Origin of the sequence: uncultured Aquimarina sp. (genome assembly GCF_947496855.1) — a bacterium.
Lineage (GTDB): Bacteria > Bacteroidota > Bacteroidia > Flavobacteriales > Flavobacteriaceae > Aquimarina.
Genome location: NZ_CANMED010000007.1, coordinates 183,039 through 201,210, shown reverse-complemented (window position 1 = coordinate 201,210; position 18,172 = coordinate 183,039). Strand labels below are relative to the sequence as shown.

Annotated in this window: 16 protein-coding genes; 11 read left to right on the top strand and 5 right to left on the bottom strand. The window is 32.1% G+C overall.

What is annotated here, in order from left to right:
- The first annotated feature begins 322 nt into the window (after nt 1-322).
- From Q0921_RS20445 to Q0921_RS20410, 8 genes are all read left to right on the top strand, one after another.
- The gene (locus Q0921_RS20445) at nt 323-1,774 is read left to right on the top strand and encodes an arginine decarboxylase (protein WP_299260198.1); all 1,452 of its coding nucleotides are present in this window, start codon (nt 323-325) and stop codon (nt 1,772-1,774) included.
- A 19-nt stretch (nt 1,775-1,793) separates the two neighbouring features.
- On the top strand, nt 1,794-2,735 hold the full coding sequence (gene speB / locus Q0921_RS20440) for an agmatinase (protein WP_299260196.1): 942 nt from the start codon (nt 1,794-1,796) through the stop codon (nt 2,733-2,735).
- Complete coding sequence (locus tag Q0921_RS20435) at nt 2,725-3,699, top strand: deoxyhypusine synthase family protein (RefSeq protein WP_299260194.1); 975 nt, start codon at nt 2,725-2,727, stop codon at nt 3,697-3,699. Before speB ends, Q0921_RS20435 begins: the two co-directional genes overlap by 11 nt.
- Before the next feature lie 28 nt (nt 3,700-3,727).
- Nucleotides 3,728-3,997: a hypothetical protein gene (locus Q0921_RS20430; protein ID WP_299260192.1), complete on the top strand. Its 270-nt coding sequence runs from the start codon at nt 3,728-3,730 to the stop codon at nt 3,995-3,997.
- Nucleotides 3,998-4,293: 296 nt separating this feature from the next.
- Entirely contained in the window at nt 4,294-4,464 is a 171-nt protein-coding gene (locus Q0921_RS20425; RefSeq protein ID WP_299260190.1) for a hypothetical protein, read from the top strand.
- 33 nt (nt 4,465-4,497) lie between these two features.
- Nucleotides 4,498-6,024 carry a carbon-nitrogen hydrolase family protein gene (locus tag Q0921_RS20420; protein ID WP_299260188.1) on the top strand — a complete coding sequence of 509 codons (1,527 nt, stop codon included), beginning with the start codon at nt 4,498-4,500 and terminating at the stop codon, nt 6,022-6,024.
- A 69-nt stretch (nt 6,025-6,093) separates the two neighbouring features.
- The gene (locus Q0921_RS20415; RefSeq protein WP_299260186.1) at nt 6,094-6,348 is read left to right on the top strand and encodes a hypothetical protein; all 255 of its coding nucleotides are present in this window, start codon (nt 6,094-6,096) and stop codon (nt 6,346-6,348) included.
- A gap of 402 nt (nt 6,349-6,750) precedes the next feature.
- On the top strand, nt 6,751-7,149 hold the full coding sequence (locus tag Q0921_RS20410; RefSeq protein WP_299260184.1) for a hypothetical protein: 399 nt from the start codon (nt 6,751-6,753) through the stop codon (nt 7,147-7,149).
- A 115-nt stretch (nt 7,150-7,264) separates the two neighbouring features.
- Here Q0921_RS20410 and corA read toward each other — a convergent pair whose 3' ends face one another.
- From corA to Q0921_RS20390, 4 genes are all read right to left on the bottom strand, one after another.
- Nucleotides 7,265-8,332, bottom strand: coding sequence for a magnesium/cobalt transporter CorA (gene corA, locus Q0921_RS20405; RefSeq protein WP_299260182.1), 1,068 nt, complete (start codon nt 8,330-8,332; stop codon nt 7,265-7,267).
- 224 nt (nt 8,333-8,556) lie between these two features.
- The gene (locus Q0921_RS20400) at nt 8,557-9,306 is read right to left on the bottom strand and encodes a LytTR family DNA-binding domain-containing protein (RefSeq protein WP_299260180.1); all 750 of its coding nucleotides are present in this window, start codon (nt 9,304-9,306) and stop codon (nt 8,557-8,559) included.
- Between the two features lie 8 nt (nt 9,307-9,314).
- Entirely contained in the window at nt 9,315-12,356 is a 3,042-nt protein-coding gene (locus tag Q0921_RS20395; protein ID WP_299260178.1) for a histidine kinase, read from the bottom strand.
- Between the two features lie 281 nt (nt 12,357-12,637).
- The gene (locus Q0921_RS20390) at nt 12,638-13,204 is read right to left on the bottom strand and encodes a hypothetical protein (protein WP_299260176.1); all 567 of its coding nucleotides are present in this window, start codon (nt 13,202-13,204) and stop codon (nt 12,638-12,640) included.
- 236 nt (nt 13,205-13,440) lie between these two features.
- Here Q0921_RS20390 and Q0921_RS20385 point away from each other — a divergent pair, with 236 nt between their 5' ends.
- From Q0921_RS20385 to Q0921_RS20375, 3 genes are all read left to right on the top strand, one after another.
- The gene (locus tag Q0921_RS20385; RefSeq protein ID WP_299260174.1) at nt 13,441-13,914 is read left to right on the top strand and encodes an RNA methyltransferase; all 474 of its coding nucleotides are present in this window, start codon (nt 13,441-13,443) and stop codon (nt 13,912-13,914) included.
- A gap of 147 nt (nt 13,915-14,061) precedes the next feature.
- Nucleotides 14,062-15,414: a sodium:alanine symporter family protein gene (locus tag Q0921_RS20380; RefSeq protein ID WP_299260172.1), complete on the top strand. Its 1,353-nt coding sequence runs from the start codon at nt 14,062-14,064 to the stop codon at nt 15,412-15,414.
- Nucleotides 15,415-15,526: 112 nt separating this feature from the next.
- Nucleotides 15,527-16,063 (top strand): hypothetical protein, encoded by a 537-nt coding sequence (locus Q0921_RS20375; RefSeq protein ID WP_299260170.1) that lies wholly within the window; start codon nt 15,527-15,529, stop codon nt 16,061-16,063.
- 64 nt (nt 16,064-16,127) lie between these two features.
- Here Q0921_RS20375 and Q0921_RS20370 read toward each other — a convergent pair whose 3' ends face one another.
- On the bottom strand, nt 16,128-18,140 hold the full coding sequence (locus Q0921_RS20370) for an OmpA family protein (protein WP_299260168.1): 2,013 nt from the start codon (nt 18,138-18,140) through the stop codon (nt 16,128-16,130).
- Nucleotides 18,141-18,172: the final 32 nt, after the last annotated feature.

Below are 18,172 nucleotides of genomic sequence, written 5' to 3'. Positions count from 1 at the left end.
GATTCGGGCTTAGGAGAATAAAGAAGTCTACTCCGAAAGCTGCCCTAGGGATAGGGAACCGAATTCTCAGGCTGACTTCTGAAAAGTATAGTACTACACTAAGAGTCTTAGGACGAATATCATTCGTTCCTCACACCATTTGTATCATTCGTATATGAGAAATTTATAGAAAAGATTGACTAGTTCATCTTTTCTATAAATTTCTCATTTCTAAAATCATATAATGAAATGAATTATAAAGCTTAAGGTCTTATTGGCCTTTAAGTTTAATGTAGAATTCTTTTGATGATATGTATCAACAGATACACGATAAAAATAATTAATGAAAACTAAATATATAGACTTAATCGAGCAAACGTTTGATTTTCCACAAGAAGAATTTGCGCTAAACGCAAACAAACTATATTTTCATGATATCGACCTTATGGCTTTAATTGAGAAGTACGGTGCTCCTCTTAAATTTACATACCTACCTAAGATTTCTGAAAATATCAACAGAGCAAAAAGATGGTTCGATAGAGCTATAAAAGTAAACGATTATGCAGGTAGTTATAACTATTGTTATTGTACCAAAAGCTCACACTTTAAGCACGTATTAAATGAAACATTAAAAAACGATATTCATATCGAAACTTCATCAGCTTTTGATATGGATATTGTTGAAAATCTAAAAGCACAGGGAAAGATCACTAATGATACCTTTGTTATTAGTAACGGATTTAAACGTGATCAATATGTTCAGAATATTGCTCGATTAATTAATAGTGGACATCATAATTGTATTCCTATTATTGATAATTATGAAGAGCTGAATTTATTGAGTGATGCCATAGACGATGATTTTCAGGTGGGTATTAGAATTGCCTCAGAAGAAGAGCCAAAATTTGAGTTTTATACTTCACGTCTAGGTATTGGATATAAAAATATTGTTCCTTTTTATAATAATCAAATTAAAGAGAATCCTAAAGTAAAGCTAAAAATGCTTCACTTTTTTATTAATACAGGTATTCGTGATAATGCATACTACTGGAACGAACTCGTAAAGTGTATGAAAGTATATGTAAATCTAAAAAAACTATGCCCTTCATTAGATAGTCTTAACATTGGTGGTGGTTTTCCAATTAAAAACTCTTTAGCATTTGAGTATGATTACGAATATATGGTTAGCGAAATTGTAAATCAAATCAAGATAACTTGTGATGAAGCAGGTGTGGATGTGCCTCATATATTTACAGAATTTGGAAGTTTTACTGTTGGTGAAAGTGGTGGGGCTGTTTATGAGGTGTTATATCAAAAATTACAAAACGATCGTGAAAAATGGAATATGATCAACTCCTCATTTATTACGACAATGCCAGATACCTGGGCGATAAATAAACGTTTTGTGATGTTGGCGGTAAATAGATGGGATCAAGAATACGAACGTGTATTGCTTGGAGGCTTAACCTGCGATAGTGATGATTATTATAATTCGGAGCAGCATATGAATGCTATTTATCTTCCAAAATATAAAAAGGACAAACCATTATATATTGGTTTTTTTAATACTGGAGCGTATCAAGAGACTATAGGTGGTTTTGGAGGGTTGCAACATTGCCTGATTCCGCAACCCAAACATATATTAATTGATCGCGATGAAAAAGGCAATTTGATTACTTCTGTATTTGCAGAACAGCAAACCTCAGAGCAATTGTTATCAATTTTAGGATATCAGAAAAAGCTTGATAAAACAAATGAACAAGTTGAAGTCAAAGCATTAGAGAATACATTGTAAACTTTTATAATTTTTTAAAATGAAAATCGCTAAAACATATGCGGGTATACCAGAACAATATGCTAGCTATGATAAATCAAAAGTAGTATTGATTCCTATTCCTTATGATGGAACAAGTACCTGGGGTAAAGGATCTGACAAAGGTCCTGAAGCGTTTTTACACGCTTCAGAAAACATGGAGTTATATGATATAGAAACGGATAGCGAAGTCTACAAACAAGGTATTTTCCTTGATCAACCAATTGATGAAAAAAGCTCACCAGATACAATGGTTACTGCAGTACACAATACTGTGAAAACCAATATTAAGCGTAACAAGTTTGTTACCTTGTTCGGTGGAGAACACTCTGTTTCTATTGGCGCTATTCGGGCTTTTAATGAATGTTTTGATGATTTAACAGTGTTACAGATTGATGCGCATGCAGATTTGAGAAAAGAATATGAAGGATCAAAATATAATCACGCCTGTGCGTTATATGAGGCAAATCAAAATACAAATTTAATTCAGGTCGGAATACGAAGTATGGATGTTTCAGAAAAGTCAGTGATGAATGAAGAAAACGTATTCTATGCTCACGATATGGCGGCAGATAATTATTGGATAGATAATGTAGTTGATCTATTAGGGAATAATGTGTATGTCACTTTTGACCTTGACGCATTGGATCCATCAATTATGCCAAGTACTGGAACACCAGAACCTGGAGGACTGTTTTGGTATGAAACTTTAGAGTTTCTTAAAAAAGTATTCGAAGAAAAAAATGTAGTGGGATTTGATATTGTAGAACTATGTCCCAATGAAATAGATAAATCATCTGATTTTCTTGCGGCTAAACTCTACTACAAAATGTTAAGTTATAAGTTTTTAAAGAAGAATAAAGATGAAGAGAATGATAATCTTTACTCCAATCAAAAAGAGAATAATATGAATAAATTAAAATACAATCAGAATGAAGATTAAAGGAGCCGTCTCCCAATTTATAGAAAAATTCTATCTACACTTTAATGCTGCTACTTTGGTAGATGCTGCAAAAGCATATGAATCTCAACAAGATAATGGAGGAAAAATGCTTGTTTCACTTGCTGGAGCAATGAGTACAGCAGAGCTCGGAAAAATCTTTGCTGAGATGATACGTAAAGATAAAGTACATATCATCTCCTGTACAGGCGCTAACCTAGAAGAAGATATTATGAACCTTGTAGCACATAGCCATTATAAGCGTATTCCAGAGTATAGAGATCTTACAGCACAACAAGAATGGGATTTGTTAGAAAAAGGATTAAATAGAGTCACGGATACTTGTATTCCTGAGGAAGAAGCTTTTAGAAGATTACAGCAACATATTTTTAAAATATGGAAAGACGCAGAAGATGCAGGAGAACGATATTTTCCGCACGAGTTTATGTATAAAATGTTGTTATCAGGAGTACTAGAACAATATTATGAGATAGATATTAAAGATAGCTGGATGTATGCCGCTGCAAAAGCCAATTTACCAATGGTTGTTCCTGGTTGGGAAGACAGTACAATGGGTAATATTTTTGCTAGTTATGTGTTGAAAGGAGAGCTTAAGGCCAGTACAATGAAATCTGGGATCGAATATATGACGTTTCTTGCAGATTGGTATACTGATAATTCTAGAAAGGGGATAGGATTCTTTCAAATAGGAGGAGGTATCGCAGGGGATTTCCCAATATGTGTAGTGCCAATGTTATATCAGGATATGGAACGTCCTGACACTCCTTTTTGGAATTATTTCTGTCAAATAAGTGACTCAACCACAAGTTATGGATCTTATTCTGGAGCGGTTCCTAATGAAAAGATTACGTGGGGTAAGTTGGATATTGATACTCCTAAGTTTGTTATAGAGAGTGATGCCACAATTGTAGCACCATTAATATTTGCTTATTTATTAGATATGTAATGATATGAAAGGATCTAAAAATACCCACTTGAAGAGAGTTATTGTTGATTTCAAAAAATTAAACAATATCATACTAGATTTATTGGTAACGAAATATCCTGATGGATATAATGATGAAGATATCATCACCTTTAGAAATGCACAAAATGAAATTGTAGAGTGTGTAGAGGTAATAACCGCCGATACATTATATCTGGTAAAAGTAAGCAAACGCCTTGTTGCGGCGATGGAAGATCATGATGATGTAGATGATAATGATGATCATAAGGAAACCGAAATTCCTGAAGATACAGAATAGATGCAATACTATAGATAACAATGAAAAAAGCACCATTTCATCTAGCGCTTCCGTGTGAAGATATTGAAAAAACAAAGAATTTTTAGACCCATAAGCTTGGAGCCGAGTTAGGTAGAAGTACTAATAGTTGGATAGATATCAATCTGCACGGAAATCAGATCACTTTTACAAAGGCTGGAAATTTTCAATTTATTTTTAAAAGCTATCGTCTTGGTAATCAAATATTACCCGCGTTTCATTTTGGGATAATCATAGATTCAAAGCGTTGGGATATTCTGTGTTTAAGACTTTTATCAATGAATCTTGATGTAACTTCTGAAGTTACTTTTTTTGAAAATGAAGTTGGAGAGCAAAACTCTTTATTTGTAAAAGATCCCAATGGATATATGGTGGAGTTCAAGAGTTTTAAAAATGCTAATGAAGTTTTTGAGAATGATGAAGATGAAAATTATTCTTTTATCTCTTAAACAAAACGATTTTTAAACATTTAAAATTAAATTATGAACATCCAGGATATAGAGAATGTTGAATTAAAATTTCTCGACTTAAATGATTATCAGGAACTCAAGGAAGCCATGATTCAAGCTTATTCCACAATGCCTAATGCATATTGGAAAGAAGATCAGATTGAAAACCTGATAAATAAATTTCCTGAAGGTCAGATTGTGATCAAAGTGAATGATCAAATCGCTGGCTGCGCCTTATCTTTAATACTAGATTATAATCAATTTGACAATAGTCATAATTATAAGGATATAACAGGAAATTATACTTTTAATACCCATACTAATGATGGAGATGTATTGTATGGAATAGATGTTTTTATCAAACCACAATTTCGTGGACTGCGTTTAGGTAGAAGACTTTATGATTACCGAAAAGAACTTTGCGAGAAATTAAATCTTAGAAGTATTGCTTTTGGAGGAAGAATACCTGGATATCATAAATTTTCAGGTACTTTGACTCCCAAAGAATATATAGAGAAAGTGAAGCGAAAGGAAATTAATGACCCTGTTCTTAATTTCCAGATATCTAACGATTTTCATCCGGCAAAAATTTTAAAAGGATATTTAGAAGGTGATGAAGCTTCTAATGAGTTTGCTGTGCTTATGGAATGGGATAATATATATTATGAAAAACCCTCAAAAAAGGCAGCTACAAAGAAGAAAATCATCCGTCTTGGTTTAATTCAGTGGCAAATGCGCCCTTATAACGACCTCGATGAGTTATTACAACAAGCAGAATATTTTATAGATGCTGTTGCTGGATATAGATCAGATTTTGCACTATTTCCAGAGTTCTTTAATGCACCTTTAATGGCAGAAAATAATCACTTATCTGAATCTGAAGCTATACGAGAACTGGCAAAACATACGCAAGATATTGTAAACAAATTCTCAGAATTCTCTATTTCATATAATATTAATATTATTACAGGTAGTATGCCAGAAATAAGAGATGACCGACTCTATAATGTGGGATACTTATGTAAACGTGATGGGACGATAGAAAGGTATGAAAAATTACATGTAACTCCAGATGAAGCTAAAGTTTGGGGAATGCAAGGAGGTAATGAACTGAAAGCATTTGATACTGATTGCGGAAAAATTGGAATATTGATATGTTATGATTCAGAATTTCCAGAACTAAGTAGATTACTAGCTGACGAAGGAATGGATATTTTATTCATTCCATTTTTAACAGATACACAAAACGGATATTCTAGAGTGCGAAACTGTGCGCAGGCAAGAGCCATAGAAAATGAATGTTACGTTGCTATTGCTGGTAGTGTAGGTAACTTACCTAATGTACATAATATGGATATCCAATTTGCACAATCAATGGTGTTTACCCCATGTGATTTTTCTTTTCCAAGTAATGGTATAAAAGCAGAAGCTACACCAAATACAGAAATGATTTTAATTGCTGATGTTGATATTGATTTATTAAGGGAGTTAAATCAATTTGGAGCTGTTAGAAATCTAAAAGATCGCAGAAAAGATATATTTCAACTATCTAAAAAATAAAATCTTTGAACAAATAATTATGTGTCAGAAATGTAAACCTTCTAAATTTAATAACTAAAAAAAGTATAAATGAAAGGTATTATTGTTAATCAAAATGTAGAGTATGGAACATATAAGAAATGTTATAATGGCTTCTACCAGTTTATTATGGATAATGGAGATACAATAGTCTTCGAGGAAGCTTCATCATTAGCAATAAAAAAGTATGATCTTAAAAATGATAGATTTAAAAACAAGAGCTTTGAGATAACCTATTCAGAATATATCGAAGGTAATGATGAAGATTTTGTGTCCTTCAAAATTGAAAAATTAGAACTAGCATAGAAAAATTATAATATTAAACTTTAAAATTTGCGTAACCTGAAATAAATTAATGTGTCAGAATACTGAAACAGAGTATAGTCATTAGACCAATTGATCACGTATAAATAACTAATAGATTATTTAGTAAAAGGGCCGGACTTAGTGCACTAATTCATATGTCAAAATAATTTGGAATAAATTCGAAACACGAACAAATAAGGTTAATTTCTCTTTATAGTTAGATCTTGAGGATTAATTTTTTTTCAGTTTCGGCTAAGTGAAATAATGAAGGTGAAAAATATCTTATTTATTTTAAAATTATTTTGAAAATTTAAGAGTGACTTTTTAAACAGGTTCGTGTCTAAATTAATATAACAAATAGAATTAATAAGAAAATAAGTATCCACTTAAATAGTAAACAAGATGAAAGATTTAAAAATTCTAGTATTAATGATGATGGCATTATTTTTATGTAACGTTGCAGCTATTGCACAAGAAGAAGAGGAGGAAGAAGAGGAAGTTGAAGAAGTGGTAGAAGAAATTGTGGCAGCAGGTATTAAAACCTTTAATGGAACTTTTGATGGATTTGAAGATGATGTTTATAGCTTCAACTATAAAAATGAAGATAACGAAGATGACTCAATGTTTTTTAATGTCATAGCTCCAGAAATTCTGACAATGTATGATTTGAAGGGTAAGAAGTTTGTAGGTAAAAAGTTTGAAATAACTTTTGCTTTTGAATATGAAAATGAAGTAGATGAAGATGGTGATAAACAGGAGTTCGTTAAAAGAACAATCACAAAGCTGAAACTTATAAACTAAAATTTAAGAAGTAAAAAATTAACTATCCAATTTTTTATTACACAAGCTCAACTAATAAAAATGCCTACAAGAGTGTAGGCATTTTTATTTTTTATTGTAAAAAATAAAATGATTCTTATAACCACTTTTTCTTTTTAAAGTAATAAAGTAATCCAAAGAAAATAAGAATCATAGCGCCCCAAAGCACATAGTATCCATATTTATATTTTAACTCAGGGATATTTTCAAAATTCATTCCATAAATTCCTGCCAGAAAGGTTAATGGAATAAATATAGAAGCTATGATGGTAAGCACTTTCATTACTTCGTTCATTTTGTTGCTGATAGTAGTCATATACATATCCATTAATCCCCAAATCATTTCCCGATAGATATCGATACTTTCTGAAACTTGAATGATATGATCGTATAGATCCCTAAGATAAAACTGTGTTTTATCAGTTATCAATAGGTGATCACTTTTTTCTATTCTGTTAACTACTTCTCTAAGAGGGAATACGGCTCTTCTTATTTTTAAAATTTCTCTTTTTTGACTTTGTATATCATAGGTGATATTATCATTAGGTTTTTCTTCAAATAAATCATCTTCTAGCTCTTCTATTTTTTCTCCCATTACTTCAATCAGATTGAAATAATTATCTACCACAGCATCCATGAGTGCATATAACAAGTAATCAGGTCCCATAGTTCGCAATCTGCCTTTGCCTGTTCTTATACGATTCCTTATGGAGTCAAAAACATCACCATCGGATTCCTGAAAAGATATAACATAATTACTACCTAGGACAAAACTAATATGCTCGATCGCTAATTTTCCTTCCTTATCAAAATAAAGCATTTTAAGAACCACAAAAAGATATTCGTCATATTCATCAATCTTAGGGCGTTGTTGTGTATTGGCAATATCCTCGAGAATTAGCGGATGTAAATTATAATGATTACCTATTTTCTCAATGGCCTCTATATGATTAATACCATTAACATTTATCCAAGTTACAGGTTCAGTTTCAACATAAGAAAATGCTTCTTCTATTTTATTTAGTTCTTTTTCTTCGAAAGAATTTTTATCGTAATCAAAAACTTCGATAAACAAATCACCAGTCGATTTATCGCCTGTGTAAACTACTGTTCCAGGAACTAGGCCTGACTGTTTATCTGCAGGTGATAATGTGTTATTTCCCATATTAGTGTTTTGTGTTCTTACAATGTAGTATAATTTAAAAATCTTTACAAGATAATTATTACGATAAAATAATCTTTTGGATCTGATTTTTTGACTTTGGTAAGAAGATAATTTTAAAAATATTTATTCAGTTTTTATAACAATGTTTGTATCTAAAATAGACTAAAAAACCACTCAATAAGAAAAATTAAGTGGTTTTTATATGAATATTTTAGTGTTTAGTTTTATCTATGCATACTATCCAGAATTTCCATAACTTCAACTTTTTTACGAACAGAAACAGGTACATTTTCACCATTTTTCAGCATAAGATAACCACCATCAGCTTTTATAAAAGCACTGATGCACTGTAGGTTGATTAAATGACTTTGATGAACTCGCAAAAACTGATAATTTTTAAGCATATCAGCAAAGTACTTTAAAGTCTTAGTCACAAAAACTTTTTGACCATCTTGTAGATAAAAGATAGTGTTATTACTATCAGATTCACAACGAACAATATCATCAAGGCTTACAATAATAATCTTATCTAAAGTGTGTAAGGATATTTTATCAGGCTTTTGTTCCGGAGCAGACAATGTTTCTTTAAGTATATCCAGACGCTCTTTATTAGGTTGGATTTGTTGCTTCGCTTTACTCACAGCTTGTGCTAATTCTTCATTAGAGTATGGTTTTAGGACATAATCTATGGCTGCAAATTTAAAAGCTCTGATTGCATATTCATCACTCGCAGTAACAAAAATAATTTTGGATTTTAATTCCGGAAATATTTCCAATACATCAAATCCAGTTCCATCACCAAGCATAATATCTAGGAATAGTATATCCGGTTCATTAGTTCGTAAAGCTTTTGCTGCTTCAACAACGCTTCGAGCGGTATCAATAATTTTTATTTCAGGATGGTTTGTTTCCAGATCACTTTTTAGGAGTTGAAGGGCATCTGGCATATCTTCTACAATAATAGCTGTTAGCATAGTGGTTATTAATAGTCCGTTAATAATGGTATTCTGAACGATATTTCGGTGCCTGCTACAGTAGCATCTTCTTCCAGAATTTCTTTTATCTGTAGCACATCTTTTCCTGAGATTGATTCTAATCTTTCTCTAGTTACCGTAAGGGCCATGGATTGATGATCAGTTTTGGTTTTCGCTTTTTGAGATTGAAAAATACCCAATCCATTATCTAATATTTTACAATGTAAGAATTCTTCATCAGTATCAAAAAATACTTTTAGTTTTCCATCTCTATTTCCTTTCAAGATACCATGTCGTATTGCGTTTTCGACAAAAGGTTGAATAAGCATCGGTGGGATCAAAACTTCTTCTGGATCAAATTCTGAATCTATAGAAATTGTGTACTCAAAAGGTTTATTGGCCATTAGTTTTTCTACTTCTATATAGTTTTTTAGCGTCTTCATTTCCTGATCAAGTGTAATGTGATCTTTTCTAGAATTATATAGCGTTTCTCTAAGAAGTGTAGCAAAGGTATTGATAGTACTGTTCATTTTAGTCGGGTTGCTGGTTCCCATAGCTTTAATACCATTTAGAACATTAAAAATAAAATGAGGGTTCATTTGTAGCTGCAATGCTTTATGTTCTAAAGAGAGTAAATGATTTTGCATTTGTAGCTTCTCTCGTTCTTCGGTATTTTTTCTTTTTTCTTTTCTAATATATAACAAAGTAATAATTGTCAATGCCAAAAGTAAAACTCCAAGCATAGTGAGTTGAAACCAAAACTTTTCATAAATAGGGCTATCAATAAATATTTTGAAAGTAATAGGCTGGCTTTCTTCCCATCGATAATTTCTGGATTGAGCAGAGAACGAATGGGGGCCATAGGCTAATCCTGCCAGGTTTTGTTTTTTTTCTGAAGACCACGGACTCCAGGCAGTATTATTCAATTTATAACGATATTCTATATCATTAGGATGATCAAGATCTATGGTTTTATAACTAAAAGATAATTCAGTTTGTTCTGGAGTTAATTGTAAAACATTGTCATTTTTAGCCCATATATCCGGATTGATAGAATCCAGCGTCTGGTAGGCTATTTCTACATTTTCGAAGTGTACCTCTGGTTTAATGGTGGCTTTACCAATTTCTCCCGGTTCATATTTAGTTAATCCATAAATGGCACCAAACCATAAGTTGCCTTCTGTATCTTTTGTAATTGCATTAAGACAGGTTTCGATTCCTAAAAAACCATCATTTCTTCCAAAATGAAGAACATCTTTGATTTGGTTGAGAAGATTAATCTCTATACGATCTACACCACGTTCGGTTCCAACCCATAAATTCTCCTCGTTATCAAAAATCATTTGATAAATGTTGTTGGAATATAAATTCTTTTCTCCATTTAATTTTTTAAAAGAAAGGTCTCCTTCCAAGCTGCTCCACCATATTCCTTGTCCCGCAGTTCCGAGGTAGAGCTTATTATCATTAAAAACGAAAGAATTAATTGCGATTTTTTGACCTAGGACATTACTATGATGTGTGACTTTATTTTTTTTAATAAATCCAATGCTTCCATTTTCTGTAGAATACCATATTTTATCTTTCCCGTCAGAAGTCATATGTTTGATTTCTAGGTCTTTTATCCCTCTTTTTTTGGAGAACCTTCGTATGGATCTTACTTTATGTTTTTTATAATCATATTTAAATCTTGTTATTCCAGAAGAATACGTAGCTGCCCAAATAGTATCATTAGAGATATGTATCGATCTCACCCAATTATCTGATAGTCCACGTTTTTTGTTGATGATATAGTTCTTAATTACTTTTTTAGAAATTGTGTCTTTTGTAGGGTTTTTAGAACTTCTATTAGTAACTATGATACTATCTTTAAGCTTAATTTCTTTTAATAAAATACCTCTCCCTTCTGTACCTGCCCAGATATTCCCTCTGTTATCGCCAGTAATACTTTTGATTTTTACTTCAGATAATCTCTTATCTTGTTTAATTTGGTGTATTCCTGTACTATTTATTTTTATAAGTCCTGACTCCGAGTTAGACGCCCAAATTTCATCATTTAATGAGTGAACTGCGTACACTCTATTTCCCTTTAATCCGGTATCTTGATTGTAGTGCGTAAAATTGTTTTGAGAATATTTATAAAACCCTCCTCCTGATGTAGCAATCCATATGTTGGATTGACGGTCTAAAATGCTTTTTCTAATATTAGAAACTGCCAGACCATTTTTACGATTTATTTTTTTCTTCAATCTGTAATTAGTGGCATCTAAAACGGTGATTCCTGCATTGTTTGTAGAAAACCATAATTCTGTATCTAGAATAGAAATATCATTAACGCTCAATGGTTCTTGTATCCATTTATTTCCATAGCTTTTTGCGTTAGTGTTTAAAACTAATACTCCTTGATTTATGGCAGCCGCAAATACTTTTGTTTTGTAATATAGTGCTGCAGTAAAATTATAAGCACTATGTCTTACCATAATACTAGCATCTTTATCAATTTTGTTTAGTTTCCAGAGTCCTTTGTTGGTAGCAACCCAGAATAATTTGCCATCAAATACGATATCATTTACAATACTAGTATTGATTTTGGGATCTAATTGTATTTTTTTTAAGCCTGAAGTTTTGGTATATATATGAATCCCAACGTTGGTAGCAAGATAGATTTTATTGTGGATTCTAAATATTTTATTAATCTGTAATCCTTCAAAATTGAGGAATTTTTTTTTTGTTTTAATAGAAAGCCCTCTTCTGGTTCCAATAAATAAACTATCATTGGCAAAATTCAAAGAATGAATATAGTTAGACAATAGTCCATCATCTTCATTCCATGTTTTAAATTCTTCACCATTAAACCTGCTTATACCTCCACCTCGAGTTCCTAGCCATAAATAACCGATATCGTCCTGTATGATATCATATACTTGTGATTGAGGAAGCCCATCTTCTAATGTATATGCTCTTAGGCCATTATTCTGCGCAGATAATAGATAGATAGAATTTATCCAGATAACAAAAATAAGGAGTAAATAAGAAAAGTGATTGGGGCTCATAAAAACTAATGTTTGATAACAAATATAATCAAACTGATTTTTTTGTTTTGTAAACCCATTAAATACTTAGATAAAAAAGATGTGTTTTGTAAAACCGTATACAAGCAGGCAGTTTTTTTGGGAAAAACAATTGGAAATAATTGGACGCGCCTGCCGTATACATTGGTTTATATTTTCAATAGAAAATCTTAAAACTTAGTAGAATTGTGAAAAAAAATAGAACAATGCAGTATAATAATATGATGGAGTAATAAATATTATATTTCTCTCTACTTAAAATATTAGTAGCTGGTAATTGCTGTATTCTTTGGAGTATTAACTTTGTTGTCATTCCAGGTTAAACTTAATTTTAGATTTACGTATTTTATTTCTGATGTTTCTTTATATAAAGTTTCCGTTTCTAGTATGTTACCTTTTATACCATACTTTTGATTAGGAAATGTATATTGAGAATCAGTGTCCGAGTTTTCGCAGTATACATTTGTTAACTGCGGAAGCGAAACAAGTTTATTATCATTAGTAATCATAAAATAGTAGGATTCTACCTGAGCACAACACGCCAGATATTCTACTTCCATCTTAATCACCTCAGAGATCCCTTCCAGACCAGGGTTCTCTAAGGTGGTGATAAAGATGTCCTCAAAAAGCTCAATATCATTGATAGAGAAAGTAGTTAAATTTTCTGAAATTCCCCCCAAACGAGTCAGATTAACAATGCAAGTTGGTTGTTCTGACCCATTCTCTTTAATTTCAGTAACTGCTGCGTACTTCTCCGTTTTCTGAAAACTTTGTGCTTCCATAAACTGAAATCCTATAATTAGGATGAAAAAAACAATTATCTTTTTCATAACAGTATATTTTGAGGTTGATTATTTTGTACGAATTTATGTACTTAATCTAGTTGAAAAGTTTGGGTTTTAGAATTCGTTAGGATCAATTTAGAATTCGTAGATCCATAATGTTTTAAAAAAATGACAATATTTTGCGTGATATTCTGAAAAGTCTTTTTGTTATTTATACTTCGATAGAGTTTGTGTTCAAAATTTTAATTGTTAATGGATGATACACTTTATATTTTTGTAAAATGATTGATAATTTTGAAAATGAGTTTTTTGGTATTGGGATTCAAAACGGAAAAACGCCTGAGAATTTAGGAGTTCTATGGAGAACCGCTCAGAATATGAGAGCAAGTTATATATTTACGATCGGTAATCGTTATGCTAAACAAGCTTGTGATACACATAATGCTGTAAAATCAATGCCTTACTTTCATTATGATACTTTTCAGGATTTTTATGATCACCTTCCCAAAGGAGCAATGTTGGTAGGTGTAGAACTAACAGAAAAAGCGGTTGCACTGGAAACATTTAATCACCCAAAACGATGCGTATATCTATTAGGAGCAGAAGATCATGGTCTGTCTAAAGCTGCTATAGAAAAATCACATTTCTTAATTAAGTTTACATCCGAGTTAAGTGTTAATGTTGCTGTAGCCGGTAGTATTGTGATGTATGATAGGGGAGTTGACAAACCTAGATTTATAAGGGCGCCAGGGTAGTAGTTGTGAGCTTGCCTTTTTCGTTTCGATTAAGATCGAGCTATCCGCTTTACATGATGGTTTTATTGTGTCCCTGATGCAAACAGAATCATTTTTCCAATTATAGACTTCTTTTTTAACTACATTTATACAATCCAATGTAGTGATATGACTAAAACCTTTGAAACGGCAATTGCAGCATTTAGTTCCTGGATATGGGATTGGCCTTTACTAATCCTTTTGATCGGTGGCGGACTATTTTTTCTAATATATTCTCGCTTCACTCCTTTTTTATATTTCAGACACGCAATCGATATCCTTAGAGGAAAATATGATAATGAAAATGCTCCAGGGCAATTAAGTCATTTTCAGGCATTATCATCCGCAATTGCTGCAACCGTGGGGATGGGTAATATAAGTGGAGTAGCAATTGCATTGGTTATGGGGGGTCCAGGAGCTATTTTCTGGATGTGGATCAGTGCATTGATCGGCATGGCTACTAAATTTTATACCTGTACGTTGTCTGTAATGTATCGATCAGAAAGTGAAGAAGGAACCACACTTAGTGGCCCTATGTATGTAATAACAGAAGGATTAGGTAAACGATGGAAACCATTAGCAGTTTTCTTTGCATTAGCAGGATTGGTAGGAACATTACCTGCGTTTACGGCAAATCAACTTACACAAACATTAGTGGATGTTTTAGATTGGAACGATAGTGATAAACTCTATATTGGTCTTGTTCTAGCGGTTATTGCATCTTTTGTAATTCTTGGAGGAATTAAAAGAATCGGTTTAGTTGCAAGTAGGTTAGTGCCTATTATGGTGGTTTTATATTTCATCACAGTGTTTACGATTCTGATATTACAAATTGATAAATTGCCCGAGATGTTTGTTTTGATTTTTTCTGATGCTTTCTCAGGTGAAGCTGCTGCAGGTGGTGCTTTAGGGCATCTAATTAAAACTGGTGTAAAACGAGCTGCTTTTTCTAATGAGGCGGGAATCGGTACTGCTCCGATGATGCATGGAACAGCCAAAACTAATGAACCCATTAGAGAAGGTTTAGTGGCTATGCTAGGACCGGCAATTGATACGTTGCTGGTTTGTACATTAACTGCATTAGCGATTTTATCCACAGGAGTGTGGCAATATTCTGATGATAATGGGATTTCGTTAACTCTACAAGCATTTAATTCGGTTTTGCCATATGGAATAGGAGATGGTGTTGTAATAATCATGGTACTTGTCTTTGCTTTTTCTACTCTGTTTTCTTACTCCTATTACGGAGTGACTTGTTTAGGTTTTTTGACTAAACCTAAATATGGAAAGTATTATAATTACATTTATATAGTATCTATAGTAGTCGCAGCGGTTGTCAAGATAGATTTTGCAATTAATTTGATTGATAGTGCATTTGCCTTGATGGCAATTCCTACAGTTATTTCTGGATTATTATTAGCTCCTAAAGTAAATAAAAAAGCCAAGAATTACTTTCGTAAAATCAATTCTGAAAAGTTATAAAATCTTCGTCTTATCTAATTAGTTTATAGCTAAACTAATTGAAATTTCTGTCAAGAAAACCGTGAATGGTTTTTTTTCGTATATATTTGAAACAACCTCAAAACAAAATATTATGAATAAATTTTTCTACACTTTTGCGCTGGTGCTATTAACAGTCTCTACTTCTTGTGAAGAGCTAAACCGTTTAACAGTTTTCGAACTGGATTATGAATCAGATTTTACTGTCGCTTCTACTACATTAATTGACATACCCATTAGTATAGAAACCCCACCGGTTCCAACAAACTCCGAATCAGAGTTTGAAAATAATAATACAAATAGTTCTTTAATAGAAAGTATTCAATTAAAAAGACTTAGGTTAATCGTAGATACTCCTACCGATGGAGACTTCAATTTTTTGCAAGAAGTACGCTTGTTTATTGATGCTGAGGGTTTAGAAGAAATGGAAATAGCTTTTGCAGAAAATTTGGAAAACCAAAATCTAAATGTTATTGAATTAGAAACTACAGGTGTGGAATTAAAAGATTTTCTAAAACAAGATTCTTTTACACTAAGAGCATCTACAACTACAGACGAGACTATAAATGAAGATTATAGTATTAAGGTGGATTGCGTATTTAGAGTAGATGCTAATATTTTAGGATTATAGAATGTAAAAGTAAAGGGCAATAATGTATAAGTGCTTTATTGCCCTTTTTTACTAGAAAAATTAATCACTTTCTAACGATAAATTCACTTCTTCTATTTTCTTGATGTTCTTCTTCTGTACAAGTAACATCATTAGTACATTGATTAATAAGCCGTCGCTCTCCATAGGCTTTTCCTCTTATTCGCTTCCAATTAATCCCACCATTGCGAATAATATAACGAACAGTGGCACGCATGCGTTTTACACTAAGCTTTTTGTTATACCAATAACTAGACCTACTATCTGTATGAGAACGAACTTCAATTTTTAAGTTAGGGTTCTGTTTCATAACGGATATTACCTTTTGTAAATCAGCTTCTGCGTCAGGTCTGATCTCATCAGTATCCAGGTCAAAAAAGATCGTTCTTAATTGTAATGGAGTCACAATATCATCACCAATATTAACAGGCTCTGAAGTTGTAGATAATAATTCTTCTCTCCTAAAATCAATGGAAATCTTATTGGTTGTTTCGTAAGTAGCTTTTGATCTAAAAATGATATCATTAGGATTAAACCCTTCCATGGATGCTCTTATAATATATGTTTTGTCACAATCAACTTCAAAGCTATAAGAGCCATTATAATCCGATTTTACTTCACTAAACACATTTCCATCAGTGTCTAATAAAGACACTTCGATATTAGCTAAAGGTTCTTGAGTTTTATTATCTGTGATGATGCCTTTAAGGTATTCTTTACATGAGGTAATTAATTCTTCCGTTTGTATAAAGCTATAGATATCATCATTTCCTTTTCCTCCTTTTCTATTACTGGCAAAATATCCTGTTTTGTTTTCTTCATTTAGTACAAAAGAGAAATCATCCTTGGAGCTGTTTATCGGTTTGCCCACATTGAATACTTCATAAGTATCATCTTCTTTGGAGATAGCCACAAAAATATCTAATCCACCTAGTCCAACATGTCCATCACTAGCAAAATATAATCGGCCGTTATCGCTTATGTAAGGAAAAGTCTCTCTACCTTCAGTATTAATGTCATCACCTAAGTTTTGTGGTTTTCCGTATTTCCCCCCAGGTAGGATATCAACAACAAATAAATCAGATTTGCCTCTAGTTCCCTTCATATCACTCGCAAAATATAATTGTTTACCATCTGGACTTAAGGCAGGATGCGAAATAGAATAGTTATTGCTATTAAAAGACAACTCTGTAATATTGGACCATCGTTGATTGGCTAAAGTAGCTTTGTATAATTTTAATAAAACCACACCTTTTCTACTCTTTCCAAGTTTATTGTTGGTAAAGTTATTTCTGGTGAAATATACTGTGTTTCCATCTTTAGTAAAACTGGTAGAAGATTCGTGAAACTTAGTATTTATTTTACCTTTTAGTTTTTTTGGTTCTTCTGTAGATATATTATCTTCTTTAATGGTAGAAGAGAAGAGATCTAAAAAAGGCATTTGATTCCATTCATGAACTTTAGAGTTCTTGCTTCGAGAAGAAGCAAATACGATTTGGCCTCTATGATCAAAACTCGGTGCATAATCAGAATACTCAGAATTTATAGTTAATTTGTATACATCGTATTTACCTGATTGCATTTCTATAAAATCCAAATAATCTCGTTTATTAATAAAAGATTTTGCTCGTTTATCGTTTCCGGTAACAGTGTTAAATCTTTCCATAATAGCATCCGCATCGATATATCGCTCTGCACTCTTCAAACTTTGCGCATATCTAAATAAGTACTCGGGTTTTGTTTCTTCAGAAAAATTCGAAATTAATTTTTCATACCATTGGATAGATTCTTCTAGTTCTCCTGTAAAATAATAGGAGTCAGCGAGTTTTCTATATAAATCATAAGAGGAATATCCTTGGTTAGCGACATCGAGGTATATATCACGTGCATTAATATATGCTAAAGCCTCAAAATTTTGATCAGCTTTAGCAAGTTGTTTGTTTCTTTCTTGTCCAAAACTAGGATATGAGAACAATAGTAATGTTATCGCGAATACACATAAATGTATATTGAGATATGTTTTCTGTTTAAGTAAAGAAAAGATTGAATAGTCTCCCAAAATGATCCCAGTATTTTTAAAATAAATTATTT

Excerpts from the sequence above, each read along its gene's own strand:
- Q0921_RS20410 (WP_299260184.1), top strand. The coding sequence starts at position 6,751 with ATGAAAGATTTAAAAATTCTAGTATTAATGATGATGGCATTATTTTTA.
- Q0921_RS20425 (WP_299260190.1), top strand. The coding sequence starts at position 4,294 with ATGAATCTTGATGTAACTTCTGAAGTTACTTTTTTTGAAAATGAAGTT.
- Q0921_RS20375 (WP_299260170.1), top strand. The coding sequence starts at position 15,527 with ATGAATAAATTTTTCTACACTTTTGCGCTGGTGCTATTAACAGTCTCT.
- Q0921_RS20380 (WP_299260172.1), top strand. The coding sequence starts at position 14,062 with ATGACTAAAACCTTTGAAACGGCAATTGCAGCATTTAGTTCCTGGATA.
- corA (WP_299260182.1), bottom strand. The coding sequence starts at position 8,332 with ATGGGAAATAACACATTATCACCTGCAGATAAACAGTCAGGCCTAGTT.
- Q0921_RS20420 (WP_299260188.1), top strand. The coding sequence starts at position 4,498 with ATGAACATCCAGGATATAGAGAATGTTGAATTAAAATTTCTCGACTTA.
- Q0921_RS20435 (WP_299260194.1), top strand. The coding sequence starts at position 2,725 with ATGAAGATTAAAGGAGCCGTCTCCCAATTTATAGAAAAATTCTATCTA.
- speB (WP_299260196.1), top strand. The coding sequence starts at position 1,794 with ATGAAAATCGCTAAAACATATGCGGGTATACCAGAACAATATGCTAGC.
- Q0921_RS20390 (WP_299260176.1), bottom strand. The coding sequence starts at position 13,204 with ATGAAAAAGATAATTGTTTTTTTCATCCTAATTATAGGATTTCAGTTT.
- Q0921_RS20385 (WP_299260174.1), top strand. The coding sequence starts at position 13,441 with ATGATTGATAATTTTGAAAATGAGTTTTTTGGTATTGGGATTCAAAAC.
- Q0921_RS20445 (WP_299260198.1), top strand. The coding sequence starts at position 323 with ATGAAAACTAAATATATAGACTTAATCGAGCAAACGTTTGATTTTCCA.
- Q0921_RS20415 (WP_299260186.1), top strand. The coding sequence starts at position 6,094 with ATGAAAGGTATTATTGTTAATCAAAATGTAGAGTATGGAACATATAAG.
- Q0921_RS20395 (WP_299260178.1), bottom strand. The coding sequence starts at position 12,356 with ATGAGCCCCAATCACTTTTCTTATTTACTCCTTATTTTTGTTATCTGG.
- Q0921_RS20400 (WP_299260180.1), bottom strand. The coding sequence starts at position 9,306 with ATGCTAACAGCTATTATTGTAGAAGATATGCCAGATGCCCTTCAACTC.